The sequence below is a fragment of the uncultured Pseudoteredinibacter sp. genome (assembly GCF_947500695.1).
In the GTDB taxonomy this organism is placed as follows: domain Bacteria; phylum Pseudomonadota; class Gammaproteobacteria; order Pseudomonadales; family Cellvibrionaceae; genus Pseudoteredinibacter.
In genome coordinates this window covers 201,816-216,355 of sequence record NZ_CANMSS010000003.1, presented here as the reverse complement: position 1 = coordinate 216,355, position 14,540 = coordinate 201,816, and the positions used below count along the sequence as shown (strand labels likewise).

14 protein-coding genes are annotated in these 14,540 nt (G+C 47.5%); 8 read left to right on the top strand and 6 right to left on the bottom strand.

The features are described 5' to 3' along the window. From Q1A08_RS07575 to murJ, 3 genes are all read right to left on the bottom strand, one after another. Nucleotides 1–855 carry a 3-hydroxybutyryl-CoA dehydrogenase gene (locus Q1A08_RS07575; RefSeq protein WP_299771475.1) on the bottom strand — a complete coding sequence of 285 codons (855 nt, stop codon included), beginning with the start codon at nucleotides 853–855 and terminating at the stop codon, nucleotides 1–3. A gap of 110 nt (nucleotides 856–965) precedes the next feature. Beyond that, nucleotides 966–1,667 (bottom strand): GGDEF domain-containing protein, encoded by a 702-nt coding sequence (locus Q1A08_RS07570; RefSeq protein ID WP_299771473.1) that lies wholly within the window; start codon nucleotides 1,665–1,667, stop codon nucleotides 966–968. A 68-nt stretch (nucleotides 1,668–1,735) separates the two neighbouring features. After that, nucleotides 1,736–3,331 carry a murein biosynthesis integral membrane protein MurJ gene (gene murJ / locus Q1A08_RS07565; protein WP_299771471.1) on the bottom strand — a complete coding sequence of 532 codons (1,596 nt, stop codon included), beginning with the start codon at nucleotides 3,329–3,331 and terminating at the stop codon, nucleotides 1,736–1,738. A 241-nt stretch (nucleotides 3,332–3,572) separates the two neighbouring features. Here murJ and Q1A08_RS07560 point away from each other — a divergent pair, with 241 nt between their 5' ends. The 8 genes from Q1A08_RS07560 (at nucleotide 3,573) to Q1A08_RS07525 (ending at nucleotide 11,611) form a co-directional block, all read left to right on the top strand. Further along, nucleotides 3,573–4,391, top strand: coding sequence for a putative hydro-lyase (locus Q1A08_RS07560; RefSeq protein ID WP_299771469.1), 819 nt, complete (start codon nucleotides 3,573–3,575; stop codon nucleotides 4,389–4,391). Between the two features lie 55 nt (nucleotides 4,392–4,446). Further along, on the top strand, nucleotides 4,447–5,178 hold the full coding sequence (locus tag Q1A08_RS07555; RefSeq protein ID WP_299771467.1) for a 5-oxoprolinase subunit PxpA: 732 nt from the start codon (nucleotides 4,447–4,449) through the stop codon (nucleotides 5,176–5,178). Further along, nucleotides 5,178–5,894 (top strand): 5-oxoprolinase subunit PxpB, encoded by a 717-nt coding sequence (pxpB, locus tag Q1A08_RS07550; protein WP_299771465.1) that lies wholly within the window; start codon nucleotides 5,178–5,180, stop codon nucleotides 5,892–5,894. The genes Q1A08_RS07555 and pxpB overlap by 1 nt, the downstream gene beginning before the upstream one ends. Before the next feature lie 9 nt (nucleotides 5,895–5,903). Continuing rightward, the gene (locus Q1A08_RS07545; protein ID WP_299771463.1) at nucleotides 5,904–6,872 is read left to right on the top strand and encodes a biotin-dependent carboxyltransferase family protein; all 969 of its coding nucleotides are present in this window, start codon (nucleotides 5,904–5,906) and stop codon (nucleotides 6,870–6,872) included. Between the two features lie 2 nt (nucleotides 6,873–6,874). Next, on the top strand, nucleotides 6,875–7,753 hold the full coding sequence (locus tag Q1A08_RS07540; protein ID WP_299771461.1) for a glutamate cyclase domain-containing protein: 879 nt from the start codon (nucleotides 6,875–6,877) through the stop codon (nucleotides 7,751–7,753). A gap of 127 nt (nucleotides 7,754–7,880) precedes the next feature. Continuing rightward, complete coding sequence (locus tag Q1A08_RS07535; RefSeq protein WP_299771459.1) at nucleotides 7,881–8,741, top strand: TraB/GumN family protein; 861 nt, start codon at nucleotides 7,881–7,883, stop codon at nucleotides 8,739–8,741. Between the two features lie 236 nt (nucleotides 8,742–8,977). Continuing rightward, nucleotides 8,978–10,654, top strand: a complete 1,677-nt coding sequence (locus tag Q1A08_RS07530; RefSeq protein ID WP_299771457.1) for an amidohydrolase — start codon at nucleotides 8,978–8,980, stop codon at nucleotides 10,652–10,654. Between the two features lie 186 nt (nucleotides 10,655–10,840). Then, nucleotides 10,841–11,611 (top strand): S1/P1 nuclease, encoded by a 771-nt coding sequence (locus tag Q1A08_RS07525; protein ID WP_299771455.1) that lies wholly within the window; start codon nucleotides 10,841–10,843, stop codon nucleotides 11,609–11,611. 83 nt (nucleotides 11,612–11,694) lie between these two features. Here Q1A08_RS07525 and Q1A08_RS07520 read toward each other — a convergent pair whose 3' ends face one another. The 3 genes from Q1A08_RS07520 to Q1A08_RS07510 all read right to left on the bottom strand — a co-directional run bounded on the left by Q1A08_RS07520 (nucleotide 11,695) and on the right by Q1A08_RS07510 (nucleotide 14,539). Further along, nucleotides 11,695–12,987: a M56 family metallopeptidase gene (locus Q1A08_RS07520; protein ID WP_299771453.1), complete on the bottom strand. Its 1,293-nt coding sequence runs from the start codon at nucleotides 12,985–12,987 to the stop codon at nucleotides 11,695–11,697. After that, nucleotides 12,980–13,360 (bottom strand): BlaI/MecI/CopY family transcriptional regulator, encoded by a 381-nt coding sequence (locus Q1A08_RS07515; RefSeq protein ID WP_299771452.1) that lies wholly within the window; start codon nucleotides 13,358–13,360, stop codon nucleotides 12,980–12,982. Before Q1A08_RS07515 ends, Q1A08_RS07520 begins: the two co-directional genes overlap by 8 nt. 171 nt (nucleotides 13,361–13,531) lie before the next feature. Then, on the bottom strand, nucleotides 13,532–14,539 hold the full coding sequence (locus tag Q1A08_RS07510; protein WP_299771450.1) for an AraC family transcriptional regulator: 1,008 nt from the start codon (nucleotides 14,537–14,539) through the stop codon (nucleotides 13,532–13,534). Nucleotide 14,540: the final 1 nt, after the last annotated feature.

The window sequence follows — 14,540 nt, the reverse complement described above, 5'->3', positions numbered from 1 at the left end:
TTAGCTGTATTCATAGAAGCCGCGGCCAGACTTCTTGCCCAACCAACCTGCAGCAACATATTTGCGCAATAATGGCGCAGGGCGATATTTATCTTCACCCAACTCTTTATGCAGCACTTCCATAATAGCCAAGCAGGTATCCAAACCTACAAAATCAGCCAAGGTTAGTGGCCCCATCGGGTGATTCAGACCAAGACGAGCGCCGCGATCAATATCATCACGGCTGGCAACACCTTCCTCTAGGGCAAAAATTGCCTCATTTAGGAATGGCACCAATAAACGGTTTACCGCAAAGCCTGCTTTATCTTCACAGCTAACAACTTCTTTGCCCATTTGCTCAGCGAAAGCTTTTACTGCTAGGTAGGTTTCTTCGCTGGTCGCCAAACCTTTAATTACCTCTACCAGCTTCATCACAGGCACGGGGTTAAAGAAATGCAGACCGATAAATTTCTCAGGGCGAGAAATAGCACCGGCCATTAAAGTAATACTGATGGAGCTGGTATTAGAAGCCAAAATAGCAGAAGGCTTACAAACCTTATCCAATTCGGCAAACAGCTTTAACTTAAGATCAAGATTTTCACTGGCCGCCTCGATAACCAAGTCACAGTCGGCCAAATCAGCAAGGCCATTCACAGGTTCAATACCAGTCAGTACAGCCTGCGCTTCGGCTTCTACCAATTTGCCCCTGGCAACCTGGCCCATCAAACGCTTCTCAATGGCGGCTTTACCATTTTGCGCAGTGGCTAAATCAATATCGGCCAGCTTTACATCCAAACCTGTGGCTGCTGCAACCTGGGCAATGCCACCACCCATTTGACCTGAGCCCAATACGCCCACAACTTTAATCTGAGTCATCGTTACTCCAAACGCTATGCTATTGCTATTAGAAAACCGCGCTAGGATAGAGCCCCAGCAAGGGTTTGGAAAGGGGAACTTGTGTTAAATCTGGAAGGAATAGTTAAGAATTATTCGTCATCGCCGCCAAAAATGCTGTTTAAAGCATCTTTTTCGGCCGCCGAGACTTCAGCCTCAGCCTCAACTTTATGGATACCGTAGCAAACCTTATTGCGGCCGCTTTTCTTTGCCTTGTACAAAAAGTCATCAGCTTCTTGGATTAGCTCTTTTGCACTGATCGTGCTGTGGCGAGGATAAATACCAATACCCAAACTGGCCGTCATTTTAATCTCTAAGGTTTCGCCTTTTTGATTACAGATCTCAACATCCATGGCCTCGATATTTTTGCGTAGGCGTTCTGCCACCTGTACCGCCACCAAAGCCTCAGTGGCTGGCAGTATGATGGCAAACTCTTCGCCACCATAACGACACACCACATCCAGCTTGCGAAAGCTAGCCAGCATGCAATTCGCCAAGGCTTGCAAGGCCATATTACCGGCCTCGTGACCGTAGTTGTCATTAATCTTTTTAAAGTAATCGATATCCACCATGATCAAAGAGGTAGAAGCACCACTTCGCCTGGTACGTTCCATTTCTTGATCCAGTGCGCTGCTAAAATGCCGGTAGTTAGCGATCCCCGTAAGCGGGTCAGTCAGCAACTGCTCTTCAAGCTTACGTACCTCTTCTGGCCAAGGGCAGTTTTCGCCAGCAGGGCATTCAATGCCCTCATAGCTAGAAAACTGGTAATCGCTGTTGGAAATCTCTTCACTCATAGTCAATTAAGATAGTACATCTATAGCTCATTGGCACGAAATTAGCTGGTTTTCACAAGAAACCAAGGCTAGCTGTCATAGCGCTTTTGGCGAATGTGGTGGGGCCGGATACCTGAAATAAGCAAGCTTAGGGCATAACTAAGCAGACCAGCCAACACTAAGGCCAGCATAGTATAGCTACGCTGCCACCAGCCCCATTGATACCAGTCTTGCCAGAGGCTGCTCATATATAGCAAGACCAAGGCCATCACCACATTAGCCAATAGCATACGCAGCGCCAAAGCCCACCAACCAGGTTCCGCTTGAAACACCTGCTGCCGGCGCAAACCGACAAAAAGCAAACCAGCATTCAAGAAGGCCGAACAGGATGTGGCCAAAGCCAAACCCACATGCCCTAGGTTCATATAGGTATAGAGCGGCCAAACAAAGGCAATATTGAGTACCATATTGGCAACCATCGCGATAATACCGTATTTGACGGGTGTTTTTGTGTCCTGCCTAGAGAAGTAACCAGGTGCCAATATTTTAATCAGCATGAAGGCCACCAAACCAAAGGAGTATGCCCGCAAGCTCCAAGCCGCCATCTGAATATCTTCAACGCCATATTTACCGTATTGAAACAGCGTGGTCAGAATGGGTTCCGCCAGCAACATCAGGGCCAATGCAGCTGGCACCGCGATCAATAATACTAGGCGCAATGCCCAATCCATGGTGGCACTGAATTGTTGAGGCTTATCCGCTGAATGCTGGCGTGAAAGGCTCGGTAGAATCACCGTAGCCACTGCGATACCGAACACACCTAGTGGCAGCTCTGCCAAACGATCTGAAAAGTACAACCAAGTCACACTGCCCAATGGCAGCAAAGAGGCTAGAACAGTATCTAACAATAAATTAATCTGGCTAACGGACACTCCAAAGATAGCCGGCGCCATTAATTTTAAGATACGCCGAACTCCCGGATCCTTCCAATTCGCCTTCGGGTAAGGCAATAAACGTAATTGATATAAAAACGGCAGCTGAAACAACAGTTGCACTATACCTGCAGCCATCACACCCCAAGCCAAAGCCATAACCGGCTTTTCAAAATATGGACTAGCCCAAATCGCAGCGCTAATTAGGCAGATATTGAGCAGTACCGGCGTAGCGGCAGGTACCGCAAAGCGATCATAGCTATTGAGAATAGCGCCAGCGAAACCAGTGAGGGAAATAAGCAATAAATACGGGAAGGTGATGCGAATCATATCGCTGGCTAATTCATAGCGCTCACCGCCTTCCATATAAAACCCTGGCGCAAACAACATGGTCACAATAGGGGCGGCACTTACCACCAGTGCCGTGAGCAACAGCAAGCTTGAGCCCAAGCAGCCAGCTACCGCATTGAGCAACTGCCTGACTGCAGCCTGAGAGCCATTTTCACGATATTCCGATAACACCGGAACAAAAGCTTGTGCAAAGGCACCTTCCGCAAATAAGCGCCGCATAAAATTGGGGATCTTAAAGGCGACGATAAAAGCATCGGCATTGGCATCCGCCCCAAGAAAACGGGCTAGAACGACGTCACGGATCAAACCAAGAATACGAGAGAGGAAGGTGAAAGCACTTACCACCAAGCTGGATTTTAATAAGCCAGGACTGGCCTTAGGCTGCTGCTCTGCCTCAGTCAATGAATGCTTCCCCCAAGCATGGCCCGCTCTCTTCGTAACTCACGCGCTTTATACGCAACGCTCTTTAATAAAAGCAGGCCCAATAAAAAGCGGCATTGTCGCACAGATTACAGGCAAGCACACAGCCGGCCAAAGGGGTGATAAAATATTTTTATCACCCCTAACAAAGAGCCTGCATTGGACTTTGCAATGCCAACTGGCGAAACTGCCCTGCTTAGCGTTAATTTGAAGGAAATAAGCCATGAGCCTTTCACCTCAACTATCAGCCGAACAACTTGCCAACATCAGCCCTGCTGAGCTGCGACAAGCGATCCGTGAAGGCCGCCACAAGGCGAATACCTCCGGCCTGTGCACAGGCTTCGTGCAGTGTAATGTGGCCATATTACCGGCAGACTGGGCTAATGAATTCCTGCAATTCTGCCAGCTTAACCCGAAACCATGCCCAGTGGTTGCCATGAGCAGCCAGCCCGGTCAAATCGATATGCCTGAGATAGCTGAAGGCTTCGATATACGCAGCGACGTACCAAGCTATCGCATTTTCAAAGATGGTCAATTCACTGAAGAAGTTCACGATATAAAAGAGTACTGGCAAGACGACCTAGTCACCTTCCTATTGGGCTGTTCATTTTCATTTGAAGAGGCACTACTGGCCGACGGGCTAGAAGTTCGCAATATCAGCGAAGCCAAAAATGTCCCCATGTATCGCACTAATATCGCCTGCAAACCCGCCGGCCGATTCAGTGGCGATATGGTTGTGAGTATGCGTCCTTTTAAAGCGGCCGATGCAATTCGTGCCATTCAAATTTGCAGCCGCTTCCCAAGCGTACATGGCGCACCGGTGCATTTTGGTGATCCAAGTTTAATTGGCGTTAAGGATATCAACACACCCGACTACGGCGATGCGGTAACGATTGCCGAAGATGAAGCACCTGTGTTTTGGGCCTGCGGTGTGACCCCACAAGTTGCACTGGAACAAGCCAAGCCACCATTTTGCATCACCCACAGCCCCGGCTGCATGGTAGTGAGCGATTTACCTAATAGCCGCCTTGCCATTATGTAATTTCAAGCAAGATAGCCAATACCGAATAGCCAAAAAAACAATTAGAGAGGAAGCAATGAGCCTGTTATTGAACTGTGATTTAGGAGAGAGCTTCGGCAACTGGACCATGGGAATGGATGCCGCCGTTATGCCCCACATCGATCAAGCCAATATCGCCTGCGGCTTTCATGCTGGTGATCCTTTGATTATGCAGCATACACTCGAGCTGGCCAAAACTCACAGTGTGAGTGTTGGCGCTCATCCAGCCTACCCAGACCTTGTTGGCTTCGGTCGTCGCAGCATGAATATCAGCATGAGCGAATTAAAAGCGATGATCAGCTACCAACTAAGTGCCCTAGAAGGCATGGCTGCGAGCAAAGGTTTAACGGTGGAATACCTAAAACCCCATGGTGCCATGTACAACGACATGATGGCAAAGACAGAAAATCGCATTGCTATTATGGAAGCCATTGCTGAACACCATCGCCCAGTTAAATTAATGCTGCAAGCCACACCGCAGTGGCAAAGCCACCAAGACGAAGCACAAAAGATAGGTATTGAGTGCTTGTTTGAGGCCTTTGCCGATCGCTGTTACGACGATGACGGAAAACTTCTGGCCCGCAGCAAAGCCGGCGCAGTGCACGACAAGGAAAAAATGTTGGCGCAAGTTATTCAGCTAGCCAAGCAAGGCACCGTTACTACCGTAAGCGGCCATATTTTAGAATTACAGGCCGACACTCTGTGCGTTCATGGCGACAATGCCGAAGGTGTTGCGGCCATCGCCTCTATTCGCGAGGCAATTTCCTAATGACAGCAACACTTTATCCGCACATAGAAATTGCGGGCGCGGATGCACTGATTGTTTACTTAGGTGCAGATACTCAGCCAGAAATTTCAGCTGAAGTGCAGCGACTAGCTCAGGGGCTGCAAAGTTTTCAAGGACAAGAAATTGTCGACCTCGTTCCCTCTTACGCCTCGCTACTGATTAACTTTAATCCTTTGCTGTGTGACCACTTATGGCTACGCAAAAAAATTCGCGAGACTTTAGATAGCTCAACAAGCCAGCAAGAAAGCGAGAGCCGCCTAGTTGAATTACCCAGTTACTACAGCGAGGAATCAGGGCCCGATTTAAATTTGCTGGCAAATAACGCTGGTTTAAGCCCTGAAGAAGTTATCGCTCTGCACAGCGAAGCTGAGTATCGCGTTTACGCCATCGGCTTTGCGCCAGGATTCGCCTACCTCGGTCAAGTCGATCAAAAAATTGCTGCACCACGCTTAGCGACACCACGTAAAAAAGTACCCAAGGGCGCAGTGGCCATCGCCGACCGTCAAACGGCGGTTTATCCAGCCGTATCTCCAGGCGGCTGGAATTTAATTGGCCTATGCCCCACCCCGATGTTCGACGCCAATAATGAACCCCATATGCTTGTCGCGGTAGGTGATCGCATTCGCTTTCGCCCAATTGGCCGGGAAGAATTTTTTGATTTGGGCGGAGAACTGCCTGAATTTGAAGTGCAATCTTAAGGTGCCCATATGCAAGGATTAACGGTAATTGCCCCTGGCATTTTAAGCCTACTGCAAGACGCTGGCCGCTTTGGCCAACAGCAAATCGGACTAACAACTGGCGGCCCATTAGATAGCTTTGCTTTTACCGTCGCTAACCGGTTGTGCCACAACAGCGACAACGCTTGCGCGATTGAAGTCAGCATTGGCGGCCTAACACTGGAATCATCTATCGATAGTGTTATTGCCCTAACTGGCGCCAAGCTCGGTTTGAAAATTAACGGCCAAAACAAGGTTCAATGGCAAAGCCACGCAATTAAAGCAGGCGATAAAATTAATATTGGTTTTGCCAGCGAAAAAAACAGCGGCTGTCGAGCCTATCTTGCTGTTGCCGGCGGTTTTGATATTGCTAAACAGTTTGGTAGCCAAGCTACTGTGAGCCGTGAAGGTATCGGCGGTCTGCAAGGCGGCCCATTGCAAAAAGCAGATCTGCTGCCCAGCTCGAATCACCGCGACTTAGAGCTACTAAGCCTCAGCGAAGAACAGCAAAGTAACTTTAATAGCAGCTTTAATAGCAACTACCCCGATCTTGTAGAACTGCGAGTAATCCTAGGCTACCAGCAAAATCATTTTAGCCCAGTAAAGCAAGCCATCTTTTTCAGCAGCGAATATACCGTCAGCGATCTATGTGATCGTATGGGTTACCGTTTAGAGGGCCCCAAAGTTAATGCCGATATCGAAGGTATTTTATCGGAAGGTATTTGCTTAGGAGCAATTCAAGTCCCAGCGGATGGTCAGCCTATTGTGTTGATGAACGACCGCCAAACCATTGGTGGATACCCCAAAATTGGTGCAGTCTTCGGCCCTGATCTTGCCAAGCTTGCACAACTCAGCGCTGGTGGCCGTATTAAATTTAGCGCGATGGATATCAACGACGCACATCAAGAACTGTTACTGGCCAAACGTCAGCTCGATCAGCTTGTTTTAGAAGCACTATAATTATGACATTAGAAAATATTTCCCTTAGTGACAGCGAATTAGAACTCAGCAAAACTATTGAAGATTTGTTGGTTGCAAGAAATCTTCGCGGCATGGCTCAGGTTCAACCCCATTTAAAAGCCGGTTACTGTATGCGCGCTGCTAAAGCGATGCTGGCCGCCGTAGAAAGTAATGCTGTGGTATTTATTGGCACCGGCTTCCCAGTTATCGATACCTTCGAAACCGACGGCCCTCCAGGGGCCATCTCTTTGTATCGGGCTATCGAGGCCTGCGGAGGCACACCCTATATTTGCTGCGGGGCGCCCCTTTCCGGCGCCATTGTCGAGGACTATCGGGTCATTGAGCTGGCGGTAGGCGAGGATTGCGAACAGCAGCAACATCAAGAAGCACAAGCGATACTTGCACAGTACCAACCTGGCCTCGTCATTTCCATCGAGCGACCAGGTAAAGCAGCCGATGGCGGCTATTACAATATGCGTGGCGAATCCATCAGCCCTCGCAGTGCCTGCTTTGATGAAATTATGCAGCTATGCCAATGTACCACGCTGGCTATTGGCGATGGCGGCAATGAGATTGGCATGGGCAAGGTTCAAGATGCCCTAAGCGAGCTTAATATTGTTCCCGCCGCTACTAGCTGCGACGAGCTGATTGTGGCGGACGTCTCCAACTGGGGCGGCCATGCCCTAGTCGCATTGCTGGGGTATCTACGCCAAGAAGATCTGTTAGCCCGCTTTGATAACGTGGCCGTATTGCAATATTTGAGTGAGCGCGGCAGCGTAGATGGTGTTACCCGTGAAAACACCCTTACAGAAGACAGCTTAGATTCAGCAGAAGGCGCTGAGCTGCTCTATGCTTTAAGAAAACACTGCGGCTTTGCCTAAACATTGGGGTCATATTTTAGAACCGAGCCTTATTCTTTCCAATGCAACTTAGGAATTATAAGGCTTAGGCCCCAAAGTCGAAAAAGCCGTGTAAAATCGTTGCCTTATCGACTAAATGAAGGACACCATGAAAAATTTGATTTTGGGCCTGTGCAGCTTCTGCCTGAGCCTTAGTAGCTTCGCTGCCAGCCCGGTTTGGAAAATTAGCAAGGGTGACAATCACTTCTATCTTGGTGGCACCATCCACCTATTAGCTGAATCGGATTACCCCCTACCCAATGCCTTCGAGCAGGCTTATCGCGAAGCCAGCACATTGGTTTTTGAAACCGATATAGAGCAGATGAAAGCTTCGGGTAATCAAACCCAGCTTTTGCGTAAACTGCTCTACCCATCCGGCGAAAGCCTGCGCCAAAAGCTCAGCACTGAAACTTATCAACGGTTGGATAACTTCTTTGCCGCCCGGGGCGTGCCCACTAATCAGATCACTCGCTTTCGTATAGGCATGACAGTGATGACGCTCACTTTGATTGAGCTGCGTCGCAATGGACTCGCCGAAGAAGGGGTTGATATGTTCTTTATGGATAAGGCCAAACAAGATCAAAAAGGCGTCGAATCATTAGAGGAGCTTAATGCTCATATGGATTTTATTGCCAATATGGGCGAGGGCCAAGAAGATGAAATGATTCGTCAAACCTTGGACGATTTAGAAGAAATCCCAGCAATGATTCGCGACATGAAAGCCGCTTGGCGCTCAGGCGATAACGCTAGATTAGTCGAAATCGGAATCCGTGAGTGGAAAAGTGAATTCCCCAATGTCTTTAAGCGCCTGCTTACCGATCGCAATAACGACTGGATGACAGAGCTAGCTAATTACAATGACGACGCCGATGTTGAATTTGTATTGGTGGGCGCCTTACATCTAGTTGGCGAAGATGGCTTATTACAGCAACTTCAGGCGAGCGGACACCAGTTAGAACAACTGCCTTAACCCTCTCCTTTACTCATCTAACGCTAAAAACAGCCAACACGGCCTGAATACTCGGGTCGTGAGGTGGAAGTACCCTTCTGCTTATCCAATCGCCAAGCCCTACCCATTCACAGCTCCTGGCAATACCTGCCTTAAAAACTTGATCAAACTCTAGGCCTTAGCTAAATTGAAGCTCTCGTTGGCAGCTATAGAAACTGCCCAACTTAACAAGCCTTCAGCCAGCAAAGGATAAGCCCGTGCATAAATCGATTATTTTAGGCAGCAGTCTCTTCATGGCCCTAATGAGCAATCAAAGTTGGGCCGCTAAAAACTGTATTGAGGCAGACCTAGCCTTTAGCGGAAATATCTATACCGCCAATGATAAATTCCCCAAGGCAAAACACCTCGCGATCAAAGGCAATAAAATTAGCGCGGTGAGTTTAGAGCCTTTGGAGCTTTGCGACGGGGCGAGACACTTCAAGCTAAAATCAGGTGCCATCTACCCGGGATTTAGCGATGCCCATGTACACTTAAAAGGCATTGGCTACCGGGAAAAAAATCTAAATTTGCAAGGCATCAACAGCCTAGCAGACACCATGCAGGCCGTCGGCGATTACGCCAAGGCTAATCCAAATAGCAGCTGGGTAGTCGGCAGAGGCTGGATTGAAAAACTTTGGCCAGAAAAACGATTCCCAAGCATCGCCGATCTCGATGCGGTAGTCAGCGACCGTCCTGCCTATATAAAACGAGCCGACGGCCATTCAGCGGTGGCCAATAGCCTAGCCCTAAAGATGGCAGGAATCGATACCAATACCGTTGCACCTGAGGGCGGTGCTATCGAGAAAAATTCTAAAGGCGAACTCACAGGGCTCTTAGTGGATAACGCCATGGCTTTGGTAGAACAGCTGATTCCCCAAAATTCCAGAGCCGACGACAAAGATGCGCTTGCCAAAGGCTTAGCTAGAAATGTCGCTTTAGGCTGGACCCAAACTCAAAACGCCGGGGGCAGTTGGCAAGATTTAGAATTATTAAAAGAACTGCAAGCAGAGGGCAAATTAGCACACCGCGTTTATTATGCGCTTAGCCAAGGTGCTGATGCCGATAAACTTTTACAAGATAAAGCACAATTGGATGAAAGCCACTGGATCAGTGCCAGAGGCATCAAGCTCTATTCTGATGGTGCCTTAGGCTCTCGTGGTGCTGCCTTAATCGAACCCTACCATGATGCCAAGGGCAAAGGCTTACTGTTAATCGACGAGCAAACCATTATGCCGATTTTGCAAAAATCACTTCGCACTGGCATTCAAATACAAACCCATGCGATTGGTGATCTAGCAAATCGCTTGGTTCTCGACTGGTACGAGAAAGCCTTCCGCAGTGTTCCCAGAGACCAATGGGCAATTGCAAACCCACGCTGGCGCATAGAACACTCGCAAAATATTACCTCAGAGGATCAAGATCGATTTAAACAACTAGGCATAATCCCTTCTATGCAGCCTTCGCACGCGATTGGCGATTTGCATTTTGCACCGGATCGCTTGGGCAAAGAACGCTTACAAAACGCATACCCCTGGCAGAGCCTCTTAGACAAAGGCCTAATTATTGCCGGCGGCTCTGACGCCCCAGTAGAGATTGGAGATCCAAGAATAGAGTTTTACGCTGCGAGTTTACGCAAGGATACCCGTGGTTTTCAAAGCGAGGGCTGGCACCCAGAACTGGCCGTTAGCCGTGAAAATGCCCTCAAAATGTTTACTTTGTGGCCTGCCTACGCGGCATTTGAAGAAAACTTGCGGGGTAGCATTGAAGTCGGCAAGTTAGCAGATTTAACGATTTTTGCCGACGACATTATGATCGCAGAAGGTGAAAAAATATTAACAACAAAAACTCTCTTCACGGTAATCGATGGAAAAATAGCTTATCAGAACAACCCTTAATAGCTCACCCCCAATTTACACTCTGAACTACTTGTGCCTTACCATGGTAAGGCTCTTTACCTCGACTAAACTTGAACTGACAAATATACCTCCAGATAAACCCTACCAGCACAAACCTAGGTAAATCGTGATTTTGTAATACTTCAGACCTATAATTGCTGCCGTATCTAAATTTAGGAGATCAATATGCGTCGCATCAGCGTGATAATCTTTACCCTTGCACTGATAGCAAGCAGCCCGTACGCCACTGCCTGGGGCAAGCAAGGACATCGCATCAGTAGTCAGATATCTGAGCACTATCTAAGTGAAGACGCCAAGGTGTTAGTGGAGTCAGTCCTGGGAGTAGAGACTTTGGCTGAGGCCTCTACCTGGCCGGACTACATGCGCTCCAACCCAAGTACCTTCTGGCAGCGCCAATCAATGTGGTTGCACTTTGTTACTCTGCCAGAGGATGAACGTAAACATAATAAAAACGGCGATGCTATTTCGGCCTTGAAGGACTTTAGCGAAATAATAAAAGACAAAAACCGCTCGCTGGAAGAGCGCCAAAAAGCCTTACGTTTTGCGGTACATATCATTACCGACCTTCATCAACCTTTCCATGCTGGCAATGGTAAGGATCGTGGAGGCAACGATGTAAAGCTGAAGTTTTTCGGCGAGGATACCAATCTACACAGTATCTGGGATACCAAGTTGATCGACCATGAAAAACTTTCTTATACCGAATGGGCATCATGGCTACAGCCTAAAATCACTGCCCAGCAAGCAAAAGAATGGTGCGTAACTGACCCAATGATATGGGCACGAGAAAGCCGAGCTTTAAATGAAGGCTTGTACCCTGGCCGCAAGAGCGTTAAGTGGCAATATATTTATAAGGCCCGCCCAATCTTGCGCAAGCGATTAATGCAAGGCGGTGTGCGTTTGGCCTGTTACTTGAATGAAGTGGCTAAAAGCTAGTCTCGCCCCCAAAAGTAATCCTATGGTAATCAAACCAAGTTTAAAGATAGCGCCATATCTTTAAACTTGGCCCTTTAGCTTTACTAGTCGTTTATAAAGTTAAAGCCTAGCTCTTGATTTGATAGACCTTGGCCCTCTGGCATTGGCGCTTCATCTACTTTGAAAACCGCCACATAACGCCACTTTTCATCTCCTACTTCGATAGTGGCTGTTTTACCCAGCTCAACCATCAATTGTGGCTCGCTAATCACCTGTTCCTCAAGTGTCAGATCCAATAGCGTAGTCGCCAAGAATACCGCGTCACCTTGCTGTTTTATAAGTTTAAGGCGCAATTCAAAATCATTGCCAAAAGCCATTTTTATCTCTTTATCGTAATGCACCCAAAGCTCTGTCTTAGTCGAGCTTGTGTCTACATGCTCAGAGCCTACGCGCTTTGTTTCTACAAATATATCTAAAACAGCCCCTTCGGATTTAGAATTTGAAGCAGCTACAATTGAGCTCCCTAATAAGCTAGGAATTGTAAGTGCTAGCAAGGCCAGCATTAGCATTGAAAATAAGCCGTTTTTCAAATTTAGTAACTTAGCATTCATCGAACTCTCCATGACTTTCAGTCTCCAGATTATGCTGCCCATCGCCATCGAGCAGCCTTGATTAAAACCCTTTTCGGTAAGTGCCACCCGGCCCAGCATGGCGCGGTAGGCCTCCGCCCCGTCTGTGGCAACTTGAGCATCGCACCTGGCTTCGATCAAGTTGCGCTGCATATTGATTAATGCCCTCACTAGAGGATTCCAAAAAAACAGTGATTCTAATAGAGCCAAGCACGCCACTTTCCAATGATCAAAGTGCTGACGATGGTTTAACTCATGCTCTAACATAAAGTTTAGTTCTTGCATGTTTTGAGCATTCTTAGGCAATAGAATGGTCGGCCGGAAAAGCCCTATCAATACGGCGGACTCAAGCTTATCGCTAATTAAAATATTCCCACCATGGAGGCTTTGAAGCTTAAGATCGGCCTCAGCTGATCCGATTAATGATTTACAAAAAGCCAAGTGTCGATTCATTCTAAAAACATGAATAACAATACCTACAGCGCACAACAACATTAGCGACCAGGCAAGAAGTCGATCAATATCGACACCTTGCGCATAAGCAGCTTGCTTAATTACTGGTGCCGCAATAGTCTCCACCTGACTATTGGATATAAGCCCAATCGCAGGGGCAGAAAGCAAGCTTGAAAAGTAAGGCCATGGTAAAACCCAGAGTGCAATAGCCAGCGCACAAAGAGAGCGCTGGAGTACCGGGTGAACCTTAGGTATACGTAGCATCAGCAAAGCCAAGATGCCAAAAAGACTGCAATACAAAAGATAATTAACCATCTTTTAAGGCCTTTTTGCGTTCTTTTAGGATTTTTTCTAGATACTGAATATCACCCAGCGATAGGTCTTCTTCTTCCAATAGATGCACAGCCAGACTCTGGCTTTTTCCCAAAAACACTTTGCTTATAAACTGCTTTATCATTGGGAGTCGAACTTTGCTGCGCTCTACGGCCGCGGCATAGTAGATAGTGCGCCCTTCTTGGGCCGCGCGCTTTAGGGCGCCCTTCTTTTCTAAACGATCAATGATCGTTTTAACCGCCGAGTAACTAATATCCCGCTTAGCACAAATACTCTTATGCACCTGCGGTGCACTTTGATGCTCAGCCCCCCAAAAGCAATGCATGACTTCTAATTCAAAATCGCTAAATTCCATTCGGCCACCTTTTCATTCGATCACCCTTCTATTCGACCGCCTTTCCAGTCTTATCGCCACATCCAAGACAACAATCTCTACACTTGTAGATATAATATCTACAAGTGTAGAGATTGCAAACACTTTTATAAAATAGGCCTTTGTTAGCTAGCAACCAAGAAGCAATTAGAGTTATTGAGCGCGATCTCGAAATTGGCTGGGGGTACAGTGATTCACTCGCTTAAACGCCCTGTTGAAAGCACTGGAATCTGAGTAACCCAAGCTTTGGGCGATAAGAGATATGGAGGCGCTGCTGTTAAGAAGGCTGTCACAGGCAAGCCTCATCAACTCGGCTTCTTTAAGCTTGCTAAAGCTGCTGCCCTGCTGAGCCAACAAGCGACAGAGATTGCGGCGACTATAGCCCAGCTCTTTCGCCAGCCTTTCTACACTCAGCTTTGCTATGTCTGAGCTAGCGGCAATATAAGCTTTAACCTTAACAACAATGTCATCACTGACAATTGCCTCTAGGCTCTCAACAGCGCTGGTTTCTAAGATCTGCAACAACTTTAAGTCTTGGCTTTTAACGGGGTAGCTTAACAGCTGCCTATCAAAATAAAGGCCATTACAAGAGGCACCAAAAGATACCTTCTTTGCGAAGGGGTAATGAAGCAAATCAGTACCGGCCTTGTCCTGGTGCTCAAAACTAATATGACTCGCTTGCCAATGCTCCTGCTCTAAAACTTGGCGAAACAACATAACAAACTGCGCCAAGGTGCCTTCAATATCCTGAGCGCATAAATCAGCAGGCAAACCTGGGTAGCTGTAGCATAGAAGATATTGTTGCTTATCTGCGGCTTCATGTAATGATACCTCGGCCGAAGGCGAAACCAATCTAATAAAGCGAGATAACAACTGAATCACCATGCCGATATTACTGGCACTTCTCAACATATAGATAAGAATCCCAATATCTCTTTCATCCATCAGCTCAGCCAACTCTACTGCTAAAAAACGACGCTGATAGTAATCAGACAAGGCATTGAGAAATTGTAGATAGTCGCGGGTAGAGATCGTTCGCTGCCCTGAAAGTAAGTCGGACAAACTATAATCCATCTCTTCCAATATCGGCTTTGGATTCAAACCTAATTGATAGCAGGCATCGATAAAACGATTTACATTGGGTTTTATGGCCTCGCTCATA